This window comes from Sulfitobacter sp. OXR-159 (genome assembly GCF_034377145.1).
In the GTDB taxonomy this organism is placed as follows: domain Bacteria; phylum Pseudomonadota; class Alphaproteobacteria; order Rhodobacterales; family Rhodobacteraceae; genus Sulfitobacter.
This window is the reverse complement of record NZ_CP139707.1, coordinates 615,053-629,445: the sequence shown is the minus strand read 5'-3', so window position 1 is coordinate 629,445 and position 14,393 is coordinate 615,053. Positions and strand designations below refer to the sequence as shown.

Annotated in this window: 16 protein-coding genes; 5 read left to right on the top strand and 11 right to left on the bottom strand. The window is 61.1% G+C overall.

The window, feature by feature from the left end:
* Positions 1 to 8 precede the first annotated feature (8 nt).
* Genes ubiA through T8A63_RS03050 form a run of 4 tightly spaced genes read left to right on the top strand, consistent with a single transcriptional unit; the run spans position 9 to position 3,698 of the window.
* Positions 9 to 983 (top strand): 4-hydroxybenzoate octaprenyltransferase, encoded by a 975-nt coding sequence (gene ubiA, locus T8A63_RS03065; protein ID WP_300054846.1) that lies wholly within the window; start codon positions 9 to 11, stop codon positions 981 to 983.
* 59 nt (positions 984 to 1,042) lie between these two features.
* Positions 1,043 to 2,968 (top strand): OmpA family protein, encoded by a 1,926-nt coding sequence (locus T8A63_RS03060; protein WP_322344949.1) that lies wholly within the window; start codon positions 1,043 to 1,045, stop codon positions 2,966 to 2,968.
* Positions 2,955 to 3,278 carry a hypothetical protein gene (locus tag T8A63_RS03055; RefSeq protein ID WP_007118939.1) on the top strand — a complete coding sequence of 108 codons (324 nt, stop codon included), beginning with the start codon at positions 2,955 to 2,957 and terminating at the stop codon, positions 3,276 to 3,278. The genes T8A63_RS03060 and T8A63_RS03055 overlap by 14 nt, the downstream gene beginning before the upstream one ends.
* A 24-nt stretch (positions 3,279 to 3,302) precedes the next feature.
* A complete protein-coding gene (locus T8A63_RS03050) occupies positions 3,303 to 3,698 on the top strand; it encodes a VOC family protein (RefSeq protein WP_322344948.1) in 396 nt (131 codons plus the stop codon).
* A gap of 9 nt (positions 3,699 to 3,707) precedes the next feature.
* On the opposite strand, the gene T8A63_RS03045 is transcribed toward T8A63_RS03050, so the two are convergent.
* From T8A63_RS03045 to T8A63_RS03000, 10 genes are all read right to left on the bottom strand, one after another.
* Entirely contained in the window at positions 3,708 to 4,151 is a 444-nt protein-coding gene (locus tag T8A63_RS03045; RefSeq protein WP_322344947.1) for a molybdenum cofactor biosynthesis protein MoaE, read from the bottom strand.
* A gap of 3 nt (positions 4,152 to 4,154) precedes the next feature.
* The gene (moaD, locus tag T8A63_RS03040) at positions 4,155 to 4,400 is read right to left on the bottom strand and encodes a molybdopterin converting factor subunit 1 (RefSeq protein WP_067937887.1); all 246 of its coding nucleotides are present in this window, start codon (positions 4,398 to 4,400) and stop codon (positions 4,155 to 4,157) included.
* Entirely contained in the window at positions 4,400 to 5,065 is a 666-nt protein-coding gene (gene pgsA, locus T8A63_RS03035) for a CDP-diacylglycerol--glycerol-3-phosphate 3-phosphatidyltransferase (RefSeq protein ID WP_067628893.1), read from the bottom strand. The genes moaD and pgsA overlap by 1 nt, the downstream gene beginning before the upstream one ends.
* Positions 5,066 to 5,143: 78 nt before the next feature.
* Positions 5,144 to 7,012 carry an excinuclease ABC subunit UvrC gene (uvrC, locus tag T8A63_RS03030; protein WP_322344946.1) on the bottom strand — a complete coding sequence of 623 codons (1,869 nt, stop codon included), beginning with the start codon at positions 7,010 to 7,012 and terminating at the stop codon, positions 5,144 to 5,146.
* Between the two features lie 285 nt (positions 7,013 to 7,297).
* A complete protein-coding gene (locus T8A63_RS03025) occupies positions 7,298 to 8,077 on the bottom strand; it encodes an SDR family oxidoreductase (RefSeq protein WP_322344945.1) in 780 nt (259 codons plus the stop codon).
* 12 nt (positions 8,078 to 8,089) lie between these two features.
* The gene (locus T8A63_RS03020; protein ID WP_416153229.1) at positions 8,090 to 9,049 is read right to left on the bottom strand and encodes a calcium/sodium antiporter; all 960 of its coding nucleotides are present in this window, start codon (positions 9,047 to 9,049) and stop codon (positions 8,090 to 8,092) included.
* Positions 9,050 to 9,216: 167 nt separating this feature from the next.
* Positions 9,217 to 10,014, bottom strand: coding sequence for a S49 family peptidase (locus tag T8A63_RS03015; protein WP_322344943.1), 798 nt, complete (start codon positions 10,012 to 10,014; stop codon positions 9,217 to 9,219).
* 60 nt (positions 10,015 to 10,074) lie between these two features.
* On the bottom strand, positions 10,075 to 10,836 hold the full coding sequence (locus T8A63_RS03010; RefSeq protein WP_067629772.1) for an ABC transporter permease: 762 nt from the start codon (positions 10,834 to 10,836) through the stop codon (positions 10,075 to 10,077).
* Complete coding sequence (locus T8A63_RS03005) at positions 10,833 to 11,762, bottom strand: ABC transporter ATP-binding protein (protein ID WP_300054828.1); 930 nt, start codon at positions 11,760 to 11,762, stop codon at positions 10,833 to 10,835. The genes T8A63_RS03010 and T8A63_RS03005 overlap by 4 nt, the downstream gene beginning before the upstream one ends.
* Positions 11,763 to 11,824: 62 nt before the next feature.
* Positions 11,825 to 12,346, bottom strand: coding sequence for a carbon monoxide dehydrogenase subunit G (locus tag T8A63_RS03000; RefSeq protein ID WP_322344942.1), 522 nt, complete (start codon positions 12,344 to 12,346; stop codon positions 11,825 to 11,827).
* A 103-nt stretch (positions 12,347 to 12,449) separates the two neighbouring features.
* Between T8A63_RS03000 and T8A63_RS02995 the strand changes: the two genes are divergently transcribed.
* Positions 12,450 to 13,430 (top strand): DMT family transporter, encoded by a 981-nt coding sequence (locus T8A63_RS02995; RefSeq protein WP_322344941.1) that lies wholly within the window; start codon positions 12,450 to 12,452, stop codon positions 13,428 to 13,430.
* On the opposite strand, the gene T8A63_RS02990 is transcribed toward T8A63_RS02995, so the two are convergent.
* The gene (locus tag T8A63_RS02990; RefSeq protein ID WP_322344940.1) at positions 13,427 to 14,392 is read right to left on the bottom strand and encodes an NADPH:quinone oxidoreductase family protein; all 966 of its coding nucleotides are present in this window, start codon (positions 14,390 to 14,392) and stop codon (positions 13,427 to 13,429) included. The genes T8A63_RS02995 and T8A63_RS02990 overlap by 4 nt on opposite strands.
* Between the last annotated feature and the right edge of the window lies 1 nt (position 14,393).

Sequence of the window (14,393 nt, the reverse complement as noted above, 5' to 3'; positions counted from 1 at the left end):
CCAGATATATGCACAACCAGCCGCCTTCGCCAGATGCTACGCCCGATGCGCCTGTTGCCGATGCTGTGACCGACAATTGGGTCGACCGTTACGCCCCTGCCGGGCTGCGCCCCTACCTGCGGCTGAGCCGTGCGGACCGGCCCATCGGCACATGGCTGTTGCTGCTGCCCTGCTGGTGGGGGTTGAGCCTTGCGATCCTGTTTGACCAATCGCCACGGTGGGAGGATCTGTGGATCTTCGCAGGCTGCGGCATCGGCGCCTTTCTGATGCGAGGGGCGGGCTGTACGTGGAACGACATCACCGACCGCAACATCGACGGCAAGGTCGCGCGCACCCGCTCGCGACCGATCCCTTCGGGGGCGGTCACGGTAAAACAGGCGCTGGCGTGGATGGTGGGGCAAATGCTGCTGGCGCTGCTGATACTGCTTTCCTTTAACCAAGCGGCCATTGCCATGGGTGTCCTGGCGCTGCTGCCGGTGGCTGTCTATCCCTTCGCCAAACGGTTCACATGGTGGCCGCAGGTCTTTCTGGGCCTCGCCTTTAACTGGGGCGCGATGCTGGCTTGGACGGCGCATGCGGGCACGTTGCACGCGCCCGCCGTGGTGCTCTACCTCGCCGGGATCGCTTGGACGCTGTTCTATGACACAATCTACGCCCATCAGGATGCCGAGGATGACGCGCTGATCGGGGTCAAATCCACCGCCCGGCTCTTTGGAGAGAATTCTGGCAAATGGCTGCGGCGCTTCCTCATGGCGACTGTCGGTTTGATGGGGATCGCCGTGATCTATGCCGGCCTGCCAGAGGCTTCGGTGCTGGCGCTGGCGATTGCGCTTGGCGGGCCTTGGGCCATGGGATGGCATATGGCGTGGCAATTGCGCGGGCTGGACACCAAAGACAACGCCAAGCTCTTGCAGCTCTTTCGCGCCAACCGCGATACCGGCATGATCCCGCTGTTGTTTTTCGCAGCAAGTCTTCTGGCCTGATTGCACCCCCGGCAGGACGCGCGTATCAAGTCTTGAGCTTAACAACCAGAAGGCCGCCCATGCGCCTCTCCGCCATTTTCATGATCGCCCTGACCTTTGCAGCCGCAGGGGTGGTCTCTCTCGTGGCGGCAAGCTTTTCGGTGCAGTTGATCGAGGATACTTCTGAAATCGGTGTGCGTGACGCGCTGGACGATCAGGGCATGACATGGGCCGAGGTGCAGGCCGATGGTCTGCAAGTCACCCTCGCCGGGATCGCCCCGACCGAGGCCGTGCGTTTCCGCGCCCTGTCGACCGCAGGCACCGTGGTCGACGCCGCTCGCGTGATCGACGAGATGGAGGTCGAGGCCCAATCCGGCATCGCCCCGCCGCGTTTCTCTGCCGAGGTTCTGCGCAATGATGCGGGCATCTCGATCATTGGCCTGATCCCCACCAGCACCGACCGCGAGGCGGTGATCGACGCCTTTGGCGACATGGCCGGTGACGCCACGGTAACCGACCTGTTGGAATCCGCAGACTATCCAGCCCCCGAAGGCTGGGAAGACGCGCTGAACTTTGCGGTGCGTGCCATGGCGGACCTGCCCCGCGCCAAAGCCTCGGTCGATGCGGGGCGGGTGACGATTACCGCCATCGCCGACAGCGCCGCCGCCAAGGCGCAGATGGAGCGCAAACTGCAGCGCGCGGCCCCGCCCAGCCTGCGGCTGCGGCTCGACATCGCAGCACCCCGCCCGGTGATCACCCCCTTTACCCTGCGGTTTGAGATCGACGCGGAAGGCGCGCGTTTCGATGCTTGCTCTGCCGATACCGAAGCCGCCGCCAACCGCATCCTGAAAGCGGGCATCGCCGCCGGCGCGTCAGAAAGTGCCGATTGCACCATCGGTCTGGGTGTGCCCAGCCCGAACTGGGGCCGCGCCGTGGCGCTGGCCATCGAAGCGCTGAGCCGCGTGGGCCAAGGCGCCATTTCTTTCGCGGATGCAGACATTACATTGCTGGCCGCACCCGGCACTGAGTCCAACACCTTCGACCGCGTTGTGGGCGAGTTGGAAAACGCCCTGCCGGATGTTTTCGCCCTGACTGCGAAACTGCCGAAAGTCGAAGACCCCGACGCAGGCCCGCCCGAATTCACCGCCACCCTCTCGCCCGAGGGGCAGGTGCAACTGCGCGGACGGCTCTCGACCGAGGGGCTGCGCGATCTGGCGGACAGCTACGCGAAATCGCATTTCGGATCGGCCAATGTCTATACCGCCGCACGTCTGGACGAGACCCTGCCGGACGATTGGGCCACCCGCGTCCTGACCGGGCTGGAGGCCATGGCCTCGCTCGCCAACGGCTCTGTCAACGTCACGCCCGACCGGCTTGAGGTGATGGGCAACACCGGCAACAAGGATGCGAACACCACCGTTGCCTCACTCTTGGCCGACAAGCTGGGCGAAGGTGCGGATTACAGCATCGACATCACCTATCAAGAAAAGCTCGACCCCATCGCGGGTCTGCCCACACCCGAAGAATGCGAAGCCGAGATTCGCGAAATCCTGAAAATCGGCAAGATCACTTTCGAGCCGGGCAGCGCCACGATCGACGCGGCCGCTCTGGGCACGATGGATGATATCGCCGAGGTGCTGAAACGCTGCGGTGACATCCCGCTGGAAATTCAGGGCTACACCGACAGCCAAGGCCGCGAATCGATGAACCTGTCGCTGTCGCAAAGCCGCGCTGAATCGGTTCTGAACGAATTGCGCGCCCGCCGGGTGCTGACCTCGTCCTTCCTTGCCAAAGGCTATGGCGAAGAAAACCCCATCGCCGACAACAAGACCGAGGAAGGCCGCGAAGCCAACCGCCGCATCGAATTCCGCCTGATCCAACCTGAGTCTGAGACGCCCGAAGACGAAACAGCGCTGGAATCTGCGGAAGAAACGGGCGATACCACGGCAGAAGAGATCGGGGAATCCGACGAAACCGAAGAAGGCAGCGGTGATGAGCAGAACTGAGTTTGTCCTGGCAACAGCCATCATTCTTTTCGTGGCCTTCTGCATGGGATGGTTCGCCAATTGGCTGCTGAACCGCTTCACCCGTGTGGCCGCCGATGATGTGGCCCAGCTTGACCGGATGAGCCAAGAGCTGCACGAGGCCGAAGAAACCCGCGATCAGGCGATCACCTATCTGCAGCAACGCGAAGCCGAACTGACCAACCAGCTTGCCCAGACCGAGGCAGAGTTGCGCGCCGCGATGGACGGCCTGCGCGACGCCCGTCACGAGGCCGAAGAGATGCGCGCCTATATCGAGCGTCAGAAAGCCTAACCCTACGCCCTTCCGGAGGCTCCCATGGCCAAACTCGCCCATTCCATGATCCGCGTCCTTGATGAGGCGGCATCGGTGAAATTCTACGAAGACGTTTTCGGGCTGAAGATTGCGGACCGTTTGGATTTCGACAGCTTCACCCTGATCTACCTGCGCGACGCTGCGGGCGATTTTGAGCTGGAACTGACGGTCAACAAGGACCGCGACACGCCCTATAATCTGGGTGACGGTTATGGCCATCTGGCCTTTGTGGTCGAAGACCTCGAAGCCGCCCGCGAGACTGCGATCAAAGCCGGTGCCGCCCCGCGTGACATCGTCGATTTTCGCCCTGCGGGGGAGACTGTGGCGAAGTTCTTCTTTGTGGCGGACCCTGATGGCTATCAGATCGAAGTCATAGAAAAAGACGGGCGCTTCGCCTAAAGCGGTCGCTTACCAGCGCTCTAGCGCGGCCTCATCTTCGTCTTTCGCAGCGACCCACGCCTCCCCCTCAGCCGTGATCTCGCGCTTCCAGAATGGCGCGCGGGATTTGAGGTAGTCCATCAAAAACTCCGCCGCCTCGAATGCGCTGCGGCGATGCCGCGCTGCCGTGGCGACCATCATGATCTGTTCGCCCGGCACCAGACGCCCATGGCGGTGGATCACCAGCGCATCTTGCAGATCGAACCGCGTAACGGCCTGCTGCGCAATCTCGCTCAGCGCCTTTTCGGTCATGCCGGGGTAATGTTCGATCTCCATCGCGCTCAGCGTGCCTGCATCATTGTCGCGCACAACGCCGGTAAAGGTCACAATCGCACCGCTGCCGCCCTCGCCCTTGGCGAAACGTGCGGTTTCCTCGGCCAGATCAAAGGGCGCTTCCTGCACCAAAACGCGCATGGGTCAGCCCCCGGTCATCGGAGGGAAAAAGGCCACTTCGCGCGCGCCATTCAGCGGGGCGTCGAAATCGGTCAACTCCTGATCCACAGCCACGCGCAATGCGGAGAGGTCAGAAAACGCCATCTCGTAACGCTCCTCTCGGCCACGTAATTCCTCGACCAGTTCAGCCACAGTCGCGGCGGTGCTTTCCACCTGTTCACGCGGCAGACCGATGCGTTCGCGAACCCATGCAAAATAGAGGACATCCATTAGATTGGCTCCTTCAGATGTGGCAGCGCCTTGCGCAGGTAGTCAAAGCCGGTGATGGCGGTCAGCACCGCGGCGATCCACAGCAGGACCAGCCCCAACAGCCCGGCCCATTCCATCCCGGCGAGCTTCCAACCCAGCCCCAGAGTATCTTCGACCTCGCCATCAAGGATCGCTTCGATCATCTGCTGGTCCATGCCGAAAACGCTCATCCCAAGATAATGTTCGAACACGCCTTGCGAGAACAGCACGGCGATCGCGATCATCTGCAGGGTCGTCTTCCACTTGGCCAGTTGGGTGACCTTCAAAGTGCCCGCCACGTCGCCCAGATATTCACGCAGGCCCGAGACAAAGACTTCCCGAAACAGGATCAGCGTGGCGGGCAGCACCAGCCACGGCGACCAGCTGGAAAAGGCCACGATCACCATCAGCGCGATCACGACCATCGCTTTGTCGGCAATCGGGTCGAGCATGGCGCCCAGTTTGGTTTCCTGCCCCCAAGCGCGGGCAAGATAGCCGTCAAACCAATCCGTCACCGCCGCCCCGACAAAGAGCACCAATGCGAACCAGTCGGCGTAGGGCCGCGTAAAATAGAGAAACATGACCGCCACACCGGGGGCCGCGACCAGCCTGAGCAGGGTCAGGATATTGGGCAAATTCCATTTCATGACGTTATCCTATCTTGCGCCGTTCGCGGCTGAAAGGACGAAACCGCGCCAGCGGCCTGCCCTTCGGCGGACGCATACCTAACCCTTTTCATGGAAGTAGCCATAAATTGTCTCTGCCAGCGCATCCGACACCCCTTCGACGGCCTTAAGATCACTGAGGTTCGCGCGGCCCACCGCCTTGGCCGAGCCGAAATGCGCCAAAAGCGCGCGTTTGCGCGCAGCCCCGACGCCCGGCACATCATCGAGCGGCGTGGCACTGACACCCTTGGCGCGTTTCGCGCGGTGGGTGCCGATGGCGAAACGGTGCGCCTCGTCACGCAGCCGCTGCACGAAATAAAGCACCGGATCATTGTGCCGCAGCGCCATGACGCGCTTGCCGACACGGTGGAACTCTTCCTTGCCCGCATCCCGATCAATACCCTTGGCGACGCCGACCATCGGAATGTCCTGCACCCCATGCTGCGCCATAATAGAGGCCACGGCGCTCACCTGCCCGGCGCCCCCATCAATCAGCAACAGATCGGGCCAAAGCCCACGGCTGCGGTCTGGGTCTTCTTTAATCAGGCGTTTAAACCGGCGGTGCAGCACCTCTTTCATCATGCCAAAGTCATCACCGGGGGTCAGGTCATCGCCGCGGATGTTGAACTTGCGGTACTGGTTTTTCATCATCCCTTCGGGGCCCGCGACAATCATCGCGCCCACCGCATTGGTGCCTTGGATGTGCGAGTTGTCGTAAACCTCGATCCGATCGGGCGGTTTTGGCAGATCAAAGGCATCGGCCAGCCCTTGAAGCAGCTTGGTCTGGGTCGCTGTCTCGGCCATCTTGCGGGCTAGGCTTTCGCGCGCGTTGCGCAGGGCACCGTCGACCAGTTCGGCTTTCTCGCCCCGCTGTGGCACCAACAGTTCCACCTTGCGACCGATCTTGCCGCTCAGCGCTTCGGCCATCAGATCGGGGTTTTCGATCTCATTGCTCAGGATCAACTGCCGCGGCGGCTCGCGGGTGTCGTAGAACTGGCCGATGAAAGCCTCCAGCACCTCGGCGGCGTCTACATCGGCCCCGACGCGGGGGTAGTAATCCCGGTTGCCCCAATTCTGGTTGGCGCGAATGAAGAAGACCTGCACGCAGGCCTGTCCGCCCTCCATATGGAGCGCGATGATGTCGGCCTCGTTCACCCCTTGCGGGTTAATGCCTTGGGCCGTTTGCACCTGCGTCAGCGCCTTGATCCGGTCGCGCAGAGCGGCGGCGCGTTCAAACTCCATCGCCTCAGATGCCTCGGCCATGTCCTGCGCCAGACGGCCCTGAATCTCGGTCGATTTGCCACTCAGAAACCGCTCCGCATCACGGACGGTCTGGCGGTATTCCTCGGCCGAGATCTTGCCGACGCAGGGGGCCGAGCAGCGTTTGATTTGGTGTTGCAGACAGGGCCGTGTGCGGCTGTCGAACATCGCATTGGAACAGTCCCGCAGCAGGAAGACCCGCTGCAACTGGTTGAGCGTCCGGTTCACCGCGCCCGCGCTGGCGAAGGGGCCATAATAGCTGCCCTTTTCCTTCTTCGCGCCGCGGTGTTTCTTGATCTGCGGATAGTCGTGATCAGCGGTGACAAGGATATTGGGAAAGCTTTTGTCGTCGCGCAGCAGCACGTTGAACTTGGGCTTGAGCTGCTTGATCAGGTTCTGTTCGAGAAGCAGCGCCTCGGTTTCCGTCTTCGTGGTCAAAAACATCATCGAAGCGGTATTGGCAATCATCCGCGAAATGCGGCCCGAATGCCCCGTCGGCCGCGCATAGGACGACACCCGCGCGCGCAGGTTCTGCGCCTTGCCAACATAGAGCACGCGGCTCTCCGCATCGAGCATCCGGTAGACGCCCGGCGAGGAATCGAGCGACTTCAGATAGGCCTGAATCACTTGGCGGCCTTGCGGCGGTGGGCTGTCGTTTGGCGTGGTCATCTCAGGCGCTGATTCTCGTGCTTCGCTGCAATAGGACGGCAATGGGGGCAAGCTTTAACATGTCCACTGAAGATGTGGATAACTCTGCCGATAACTTCTGGGCATCTTGGATTTCTCTTTGTTTTTAACATGGTTCGCTGATTTGCCTATTTTTTAGGCAAGGCCGTAATATACTGATTTCGCTCACTCTTTTGTTTACCGTGAAACAAGCCCCTGAAAACAAAAGGGTTTCGGTAACACTTTGGTTACATAGATTAACGAGGTGCAAAACTTCCCGCATGGCCATCAGTTTCGGGGGCTTTTAGGGCTTGTATCCCACTGCAAATGTTCGCCGCCATCGGTGCAGATAAGCTGCCCTGTGACGCCCGGCGAATCGATGAAATAGCCCAGTGCCGCCGTGATATCCTCTGGATTTGCCCCCCGGCCCAAAACCGTGCCGCGGCGCTGCGCGGCAAAGTCTTCGGCGTCTTGGTGCGTGCCTTGTAACGTGGGGCCGGGACCGATGCCATTGACCCGGATCGCCGGGGCCAGCGCCTGCGCAGTGGTGCGCGTCATTGCCCAAAGGCCCATCTTGGCGATCGTATAGGTGGTGTATTCCGGCGTCAGGTTGCGCACCCGCTGGTCCAGCATATTGACGATCAAACCGCGCGCACGCGGCTCGCCCCCGGCGTCGACCTCGGGCATCAGCCCCTGCCCCGCCATCGCCTGCGTCAACACGAAGGGCGCCCGCAGGTTGCTGCCCATATGGCGGTCCCAGCTTTCACGGCTGGCGCTCGCGATATCGTCCTGCTCGAATATCGAGGCGTTGTTCACAAGGCAGGTGATCGGCCCGCCAAGCGCCTCTGCCGCGCGGGGCAACAGCGCCCCGGCTGCGGTATCGTCCAAAAGGTCGGCTTGCAGGGCCACGGCGCGACGGCCCATGGCCGTAATCTCAGCGGCGGTTGCTTCGGCCCCGGCACGCGAGGTGGCGTAATGCACCGCCACGTCAAAGCCCCGCTGCCCGAGATAGAGCGCCATGGCGCGGCCCAGACGTTGCCCGGCTCCGGTCACCAATGCCCGCCGCATCTGCCGCCCTCCTCAGATCAGGATGATTACCAAATAAAGCCCGTAAAGCGCGCTCAGCGCCACACCCCAAAGCCGCGTGATATCGCGCCCCAGATAGACGAAGGGGATCAGCAGCAGTGACGCGCCCAGCATCACCCACAGGTCGATCCGCAAGAAGGCTTCGTCGACCGAAATCGGACCGACAAGGCTTGCGATGCCGATAATAGCCAGCAGGTTGAACATGTTCGAACCAATGACGTTCCCAAGCGCCACATCCGCCTGACGGCGCAGTGCGGCCATCACCGTGGTCGCCAGTTCAGGCAGCGACGTGCCCACTGCCACCAGTGTCAGGCCGATCACCGTGTCGCTGACACCGTAGGTCTGGGCGATGAGCGTCGCATTATCCACCAAAAGGCTCGCACCCAAGGGCAAGCCGATCAGCCCAAGGATCAGGAACAGTGCAATCTGCCAGCCCGCCATGTCGGGGTCGGCGCCTTCGGGCTCTTCCTCTTCCTCAACCTCCCCGCTGCGGCAGGCGCGGCGGTGATCTTTGGCATCGCCGAAAGCGTCGTAGAGCATATAGGCCAGACCGGAGAGCAGGATCAGCCCCGAGATCCAGTCGAACACACCGCGGAAGGCCAACGCGATAAAGAGCAGCGAGGCCGCGATCATCTGATTATAGGTCTTGTGCGTGCTGCATTCGGAGGTGTGCATCGTCGCCAACAGCGCGGGAATGCCCAGCACCATCAGGATGTTAGCCGTGTTCGACCCGACGACATTCCCAAGCGCCAAACCCGGCGCGTTGTCCAAGATCGCCTTAACCGAGATCAGCAGTTCCGGCGCAGAGGTACCAAAGGCCACGATCGTCAAACTGACGATCAGCGCGGGCACCCCAAGGCGCAGCGACAGATTCACCGCCCCTTTGACCAGAGCATCCCCCGCAAACAGCAGGATCACGAGGCCAAGCCCCGAAAGTAGCCACGGCATCAGCATTAACGCCCTCCCTTACAGGCACAATCGCCTTTGCCAATGCGGTAACGTCCGCAGTCACGACATTTGGTCCGGGATAGGCGTTTGCCCCCCAGCCAATGCATTTTTCCAAACCAAGCGAGCAGGCCCATGGCCACCAGAAACAGCAGAACAATCTTGAAAACCATGGGCTAGAGACCAAACCGCGCATAGGCCGCGCGTTCCTCTATGCCCTGCACCGCGTCCTGCACCATCTGCACGCCAAAGCGCGACAGAAGCCCGCGTTTCACGCCGTAGCGGCGCAGTTTCACCTTGTCACCAAAGCGCTCTTTCAACAGCGGTTTCAGATGGCCGACACCGTCGATCAAGCCCAGTTCGGCGGCGCGTTTCGCCAGCCAGATTTCCCCGGTAAAGAGGTCTTGCCCCTCGGGCAATTTGCCCGCACGGCGTGTCTTCACATGGTCGATAAAGTTTTCATGAATATCTTCGAGCAGCGTTTTCAGCCGCGCGACATCTTCGGGGTTTTCCGGGCGGAAGGGGTCGAGCATGGATTTGCTCTGCCCTGCCGTATAGACGCGCCGCTCGACCCCATGCTCGCGAATGAACTCATGCACCCCAAAGGAGGCCGAGATCACCCCAATGGAGCCCACAACCGAGCTTGGGTCCGCGTAAATCTCATCCGCCGCAGCCGCCAGCCAATAGCCGCCTGAGGCCGCGACATCTTCGACAAATGCGATAACGGGGATGTTCTTTTCCTCCGCCAACCGCCGAATACGCGCGCCGATCAACGACGATTGCACCGGGCTGCCACCGGGAGAGTTAATCTCCAACGCGACAGCGGCAGGCTTGCCCTTGGCAAAGGCCTTTTCGATGACCGGAGCCATGGTCGCATCGTTCAACACCGCGCGGCCCTGCGAGCCGATCATGCCGGAAAGCCGGATCACGGAAACGCTGGGCGGGGATTTAAGGAAGGGCAGCCGAATTCTCATTCTTCTCATGTAGAACGCCCACCCGGTGCAAACAAGGCGGGCGCAGAAGTTTCGCAGCCCTCAGGCCCGCAGACGCCAGCCGGTGCGGAAAATCCACCAGATCACACCGAGGCAAAGCGCCGTAAACAGCGCGATTGCCGCAAGGCTGGTCAGGATCGGCACATCGGCAGAGCCGAAAAATGCCCAGCGGAAACCTGAGATCAGATAGACCACCGGATTGAAGTGCGAGATCACCTGCCAAACCGGCGGCAGCATCGAGATCGAGTAGAAAGACCCGCCAAGGAAGACCAGCGGCGTGACGATCAAGAGCGGCACAAGTTGTAACTGCTCAAAATTCCCTGCCCAGATGCCGATGATAAAGCCCATTAGCGCGAAGCTGATACAGGTCAGGATCAGGAAAGCGACCATGGCGATGGGATGCTGGATGGTTATATCGACAAAGAAAAACGCCGTAATCAGGATGATCGTGCCGATGAACAGCGCCTTGGTGGCCGCCGCACCGACATATCCGATGACGATCTCGAAAAAGTTGATTGGGGCCGAGAGCAATTCATAGACCGTGCCGATAAATTTCGGGAAATAGATGCCGAAAGAGGCGTTTGAGATCGACTGCGTGATGACGCTGAGCATGATCAGACCCGGCACAATGAAGGCGCCATAGCTCACACCCTCGACCTCTTCGATCCGGCTGCCGATGGCTGCGCCGAAAACAACGAAGTAGAGCGAGGTCGACAGCACCGGAGAGATGATACTCTGCGTGATGGTTCGGAAAAACCGTGCCATCTCGAACGCGTAGATGGCTTTGATCGCGGTCCAGTTCATGCCGCATCCTCCTTGAGCAGATCGACAAAGATATCTTCCAGACTGCTTTGCCGTGTCGCCACGTCTTGCAGCACCAGACCGCTTTCGGCCACTTTGGAGAGCAGCTTGGTGATGCCGGTCCGCTCGGCGTTGGTGTCATAGGTATAGATCAGGGACCGACCATCGGCGGACAACTCCACATCGGGCGACTGCAGCGCCAGCGGCACGTCGGTGATCGGCTCGGTGAGCTGCACTTCAAGTTGCTTTTTGCCCATCCGCGCCATCAGCGCGTCTTTCTCTTCGACCAGCAGCAATTCGCCCTTGGCGATGACGCCGATCCGGTCCGCGATGGCCTCGGCCTCTTCGATGTAATGGGTGGTCAGGATGATCGTCACGCCAGAGGCTTTCAGCCCCGCCACGATCTCCCACATGTCCTTGCGCAGTTCCACGTCGACGCCCGCGGTAGGCTCGTCCAGAAACAGCACCTTTGGGTCATGCGACAGTGCTTTGGCGATCAGCACGCGGCGTTTCATCCCACCCGAAAGCTCACGGATCTGGCTGTCTTTCTTGTCCCAGAGCGAAAGTTGACGCAGGATTTTCTCCAGCACCGCCTCATCCGCCGGACGGCCAAACAACCCGCGCGAGAAGCGCACGGTGTTCAGCACCTTTTCAAACGGTTCAAGGTTAATTTCTTGCGGGACCAGCCCGATCATCGTGCGTGCAGCGCGGAAATCGTCCTTAATGTCATGGCCACCAACGGTCACTGTGCCACTGGTCGCGGTGGTGATGCCGCAAATGGTCGAGATCAGCGTCGTCTTGCCCGCCCCGTTGGAGCCTAGGAGAGCAAGGATTTCGCCCTGTTCGATCTGTAGGTTGACCCCTTTAAGCGCCTCGAAACCGCCCGCGTAGGATTTACGCAGGTTCTGAATATCCACGATTGTCGGCATGGTCGTCTCCGCTTTGGTAGGCGGGCAACCTAACTGGCTTTGGGCCGGGTGAACAGATGCCTTTAAGTCTTGGCGCGGCCGAACCAGCCCTTTTTGGTGGGGGCGTCTTCATCAGCTTCCGCGCTTTCGCCCGTCTCTTCTGTCGGACCTTCGAGCGAAGATTGCAGATTGTCGAAAAACTGATCCGCCATCTTTTTTGCGAAACCGTCGATGATCCGGCTGCCAAGCTGCGCCAGCTTGCCGCCGACCTTGGCCTCAACATCGTAACTGAGCTCGGTGCCGCCGTCCTTTTCGGCCAGCCGCACTTCTGCGCCGCCCTTGGCGAAACCGGCTGCACCGCCCTTGCCCTCGCCCGTGATGGTCAGCGCTTCGTTCGGCACCAAATCGGAGAGCGTCACGTGCCCCTTAAAGGTCGCCTTCACCGGGCCGACCTTTTGCACGACGGTGGCGTCATACCCCTCTTCAACCGAGCCAGTCACATCCTGCGCGCCGGGCACGCAGGTTTGCAGCATCTTCGGGTCGAGCAATGCGGCATAGACCTCGGCCGGGGTGGCGGCGATCTGGCGGGTGTCGGACATCTGCATGGCTGGCTCTCCCTTAAAGCGATGCGCCCAGCCTAGCGGGTAATTCTGCGCAAACCAATGTCAAAGCGCTGGACCTTTCCCGCCGGGCTGGTAGGTCTTTGCCATGATAACTACTTCCCATAACCGCGCTGGTCTGGCGATCGGGCTGATCCTTCTTGGCGTGGCCGCGATTTCGGTCAATGACATGCTGATCAAGCGCCTGTCGGGCGGCTATCCGCTGCATCAGATCGTTTTCACCCGCTCGGCCATCGGGATCGTGTTGGGGCTGTTGCTGGTCAAACTCGAAGGCGGGTTTCACCTGCTCAAGACGCGGCAGCCGGGGCTGCACCTGCTGCGCGGGCTGCTGATCGTGATCTCGAACATGTCGTTCTTTCTGGCGCTTTCGGTCCTGCCGTTGGCCGAAGCGACGGCCCTGTTCTTTGCCGCACCCCTGTTCATCACGCTGCTGTCGATCCCGGTCTTGGGTGAACAAGTCGGCCCGCTGCGCCTTGGCGCGGTGATCGTGGGGTTTGTTGGCGTGGTGATCATGATGCGGCCTTGGGCTTCTACGGCGACGCTCGACGTTTCTCGCTGGGTTTTGCTGCTGCCGGTACTTGCCGCGCTGACCTATGCGTTGAATCAGTTGATGACCCGCAAGCTCGGCGTGAACTCCAAAGCCTCGGCCTTGATGGTCTATATTCAGGCTACTTTTATTGCCGTATCGCTGGGATTTTTCCTTGTCGCGGGCGACGGGCGGTTTGTGGATGAGGGCAGCAATGCGTCACTCCAATTCCTGCTGCGCGCGTGGGTCTGGCCAGCGCAGGAGGATTTCCTCACCTTCCTTGGCATCGGCCTCAACATCGCGCTGATCGGCTACTGCCTGAGCCAAGCCTACCGGCTGGGCGACGCCGCCACCGTGGCCCCGTTTGAATATATCGGGCTGCCGCTGGCGGTTTTCTGGGGCTTCGTGATCTTCGGTGATCTGCCGGTTTGGGAGGTCTGGGTCGGGATCGCGCTGATCCTCGCCTCGGGCCTGTTCGTTTATCTACGCGAGCGCCAAAAGGCGCTGCGCGTGACACGTTTGCAGGGCGGGCGGCGGGCCTAGCGCGCCACCTCCACCACCACCTTGCCCGTCGCTTTGCGTTCGCGCAGGAGGGCCAGCGCCTCATTCGCCTGCACCAGCGGCATGACGTTGCTGACATGGGGTTTCAGCTTGCCCGCGACATACCATTTGATCAGCTCGGCGAAACTATCGGTCAGCACCGAGGGTTTAATCTTGGCATAGCCGCCCCAGTAAAAGCCCAACACGCTCAGGTTCTTGACCAGCAGGATATTCGCCGGGATCTGCGGCACCTCGCCGCTGGCAAAGCCCAAGGGGATCAGCCGCGCTTCGGGGTTGCAGGCGCGCATGGCAGCCTTGAACTGATCGCCGCCCACCGGGTCATAGACCACATCGGCCCCGCCCAATTCCTTGACGATGGCGCGGATGTCGTCGGTCTCGGAGTTGATCAGGTGATCGGCACCCGCCTCTTTGCAGACGGCGAGTTTATCAGCGCCGCGGGCCACCGCGATCACCTCGGCCCCCATCAGCTTGCCCAGTTCCACCGCCGTCAGCCCGATGCCGCCCGAGGCACCCAAGACCAACAGCCGCTCACCCGGTTGCAACCGCGCCTTATAGTCCAACGCGACATGGCTGGTGCCGTAAGCGATGAGGAAAGCTGCTGCATCCACGGCGGTCATCGCTTCGGGGATCGGCACGCAGACCGCGGCGGGAATGGCGGCATATTCGGCCAACCCGTTAAACCCGGTATAGGCTGCCACGCGCTGACCAACTTTCAGGCCATCGACCCCTTCGCCCAAAGCGGTGATCGTGCCCGCCATCTCCATCCCCAAGGTAAACGGCAGCGGCGGCTTTTCCTGATAGGTGCCCTTGATGATCAGCAAATCGCCAAAATTCAGCCCGCAGGTATCGACTTGGATCAGCACCTCGCCCTGCCCCGGCATCGGCATCTCAAGCTCTTGCAGGGTGAGCGGTTCGTCATAGGTGGTGACTTGCATGGCGCGCATC

Bases quoted from the DNA above. Each gene is read 5' to 3' on its own strand.
- T8A63_RS03045 (WP_322344947.1), bottom strand. From the start codon at position 4,151: ATGCGCGTTTTGGTGCAGGAAGCGCCCTTTGATCTGGCCGAGGAAACC.
- T8A63_RS03050 (WP_322344948.1), top strand. From the start codon at position 3,303: ATGGCCAAACTCGCCCATTCCATGATCCGCGTCCTTGATGAGGCGGCA.
- T8A63_RS03020 (WP_416153229.1), bottom strand. From the start codon at position 9,049: ATGCTGATGCCGTGGCTACTTTCGGGGCTTGGCCTCGTGATCCTGCTG.
- T8A63_RS03010 (WP_067629772.1), bottom strand. From the start codon at position 10,836: ATGAACTGGACCGCGATCAAAGCCATCTACGCGTTCGAGATGGCACGG.
- T8A63_RS03015 (WP_322344943.1), bottom strand. From the start codon at position 10,014: ATGAGAATTCGGCTGCCCTTCCTTAAATCCCCGCCCAGCGTTTCCGTG.
- T8A63_RS03025 (WP_322344945.1), bottom strand. From the start codon at position 8,077: ATGCGGCGGGCATTGGTGACCGGAGCCGGGCAACGTCTGGGCCGCGCC.
- T8A63_RS03005 (WP_300054828.1), bottom strand. From the start codon at position 11,762: ATGCCGACAATCGTGGATATTCAGAACCTGCGTAAATCCTACGCGGGC.
- uvrC (WP_322344946.1), bottom strand. From the start codon at position 7,012: ATGACCACGCCAAACGACAGCCCACCGCCGCAAGGCCGCCAAGTGATT.
- T8A63_RS02995 (WP_322344941.1), top strand. From the start codon at position 12,450: ATGATAACTACTTCCCATAACCGCGCTGGTCTGGCGATCGGGCTGATC.
- T8A63_RS03060 (WP_322344949.1), top strand. From the start codon at position 1,043: ATGCGCCTCTCCGCCATTTTCATGATCGCCCTGACCTTTGCAGCCGCA.
- pgsA (WP_067628893.1), bottom strand. From the start codon at position 5,065: ATGAAATGGAATTTGCCCAATATCCTGACCCTGCTCAGGCTGGTCGCG.
- moaD (WP_067937887.1), bottom strand. From the start codon at position 4,400: ATGGATGTCCTCTATTTTGCATGGGTTCGCGAACGCATCGGTCTGCCG.
- T8A63_RS02990 (WP_322344940.1), bottom strand. From the start codon at position 14,392: ATGCGCGCCATGCAAGTCACCACCTATGACGAACCGCTCACCCTGCAA.
- T8A63_RS03055 (WP_007118939.1), top strand. From the start codon at position 2,955: ATGAGCAGAACTGAGTTTGTCCTGGCAACAGCCATCATTCTTTTCGTG.
- ubiA (WP_300054846.1), top strand. From the start codon at position 9: ATGCACAACCAGCCGCCTTCGCCAGATGCTACGCCCGATGCGCCTGTT.
- T8A63_RS03000 (WP_322344942.1), bottom strand. From the start codon at position 12,346: ATGCAGATGTCCGACACCCGCCAGATCGCCGCCACCCCGGCCGAGGTC.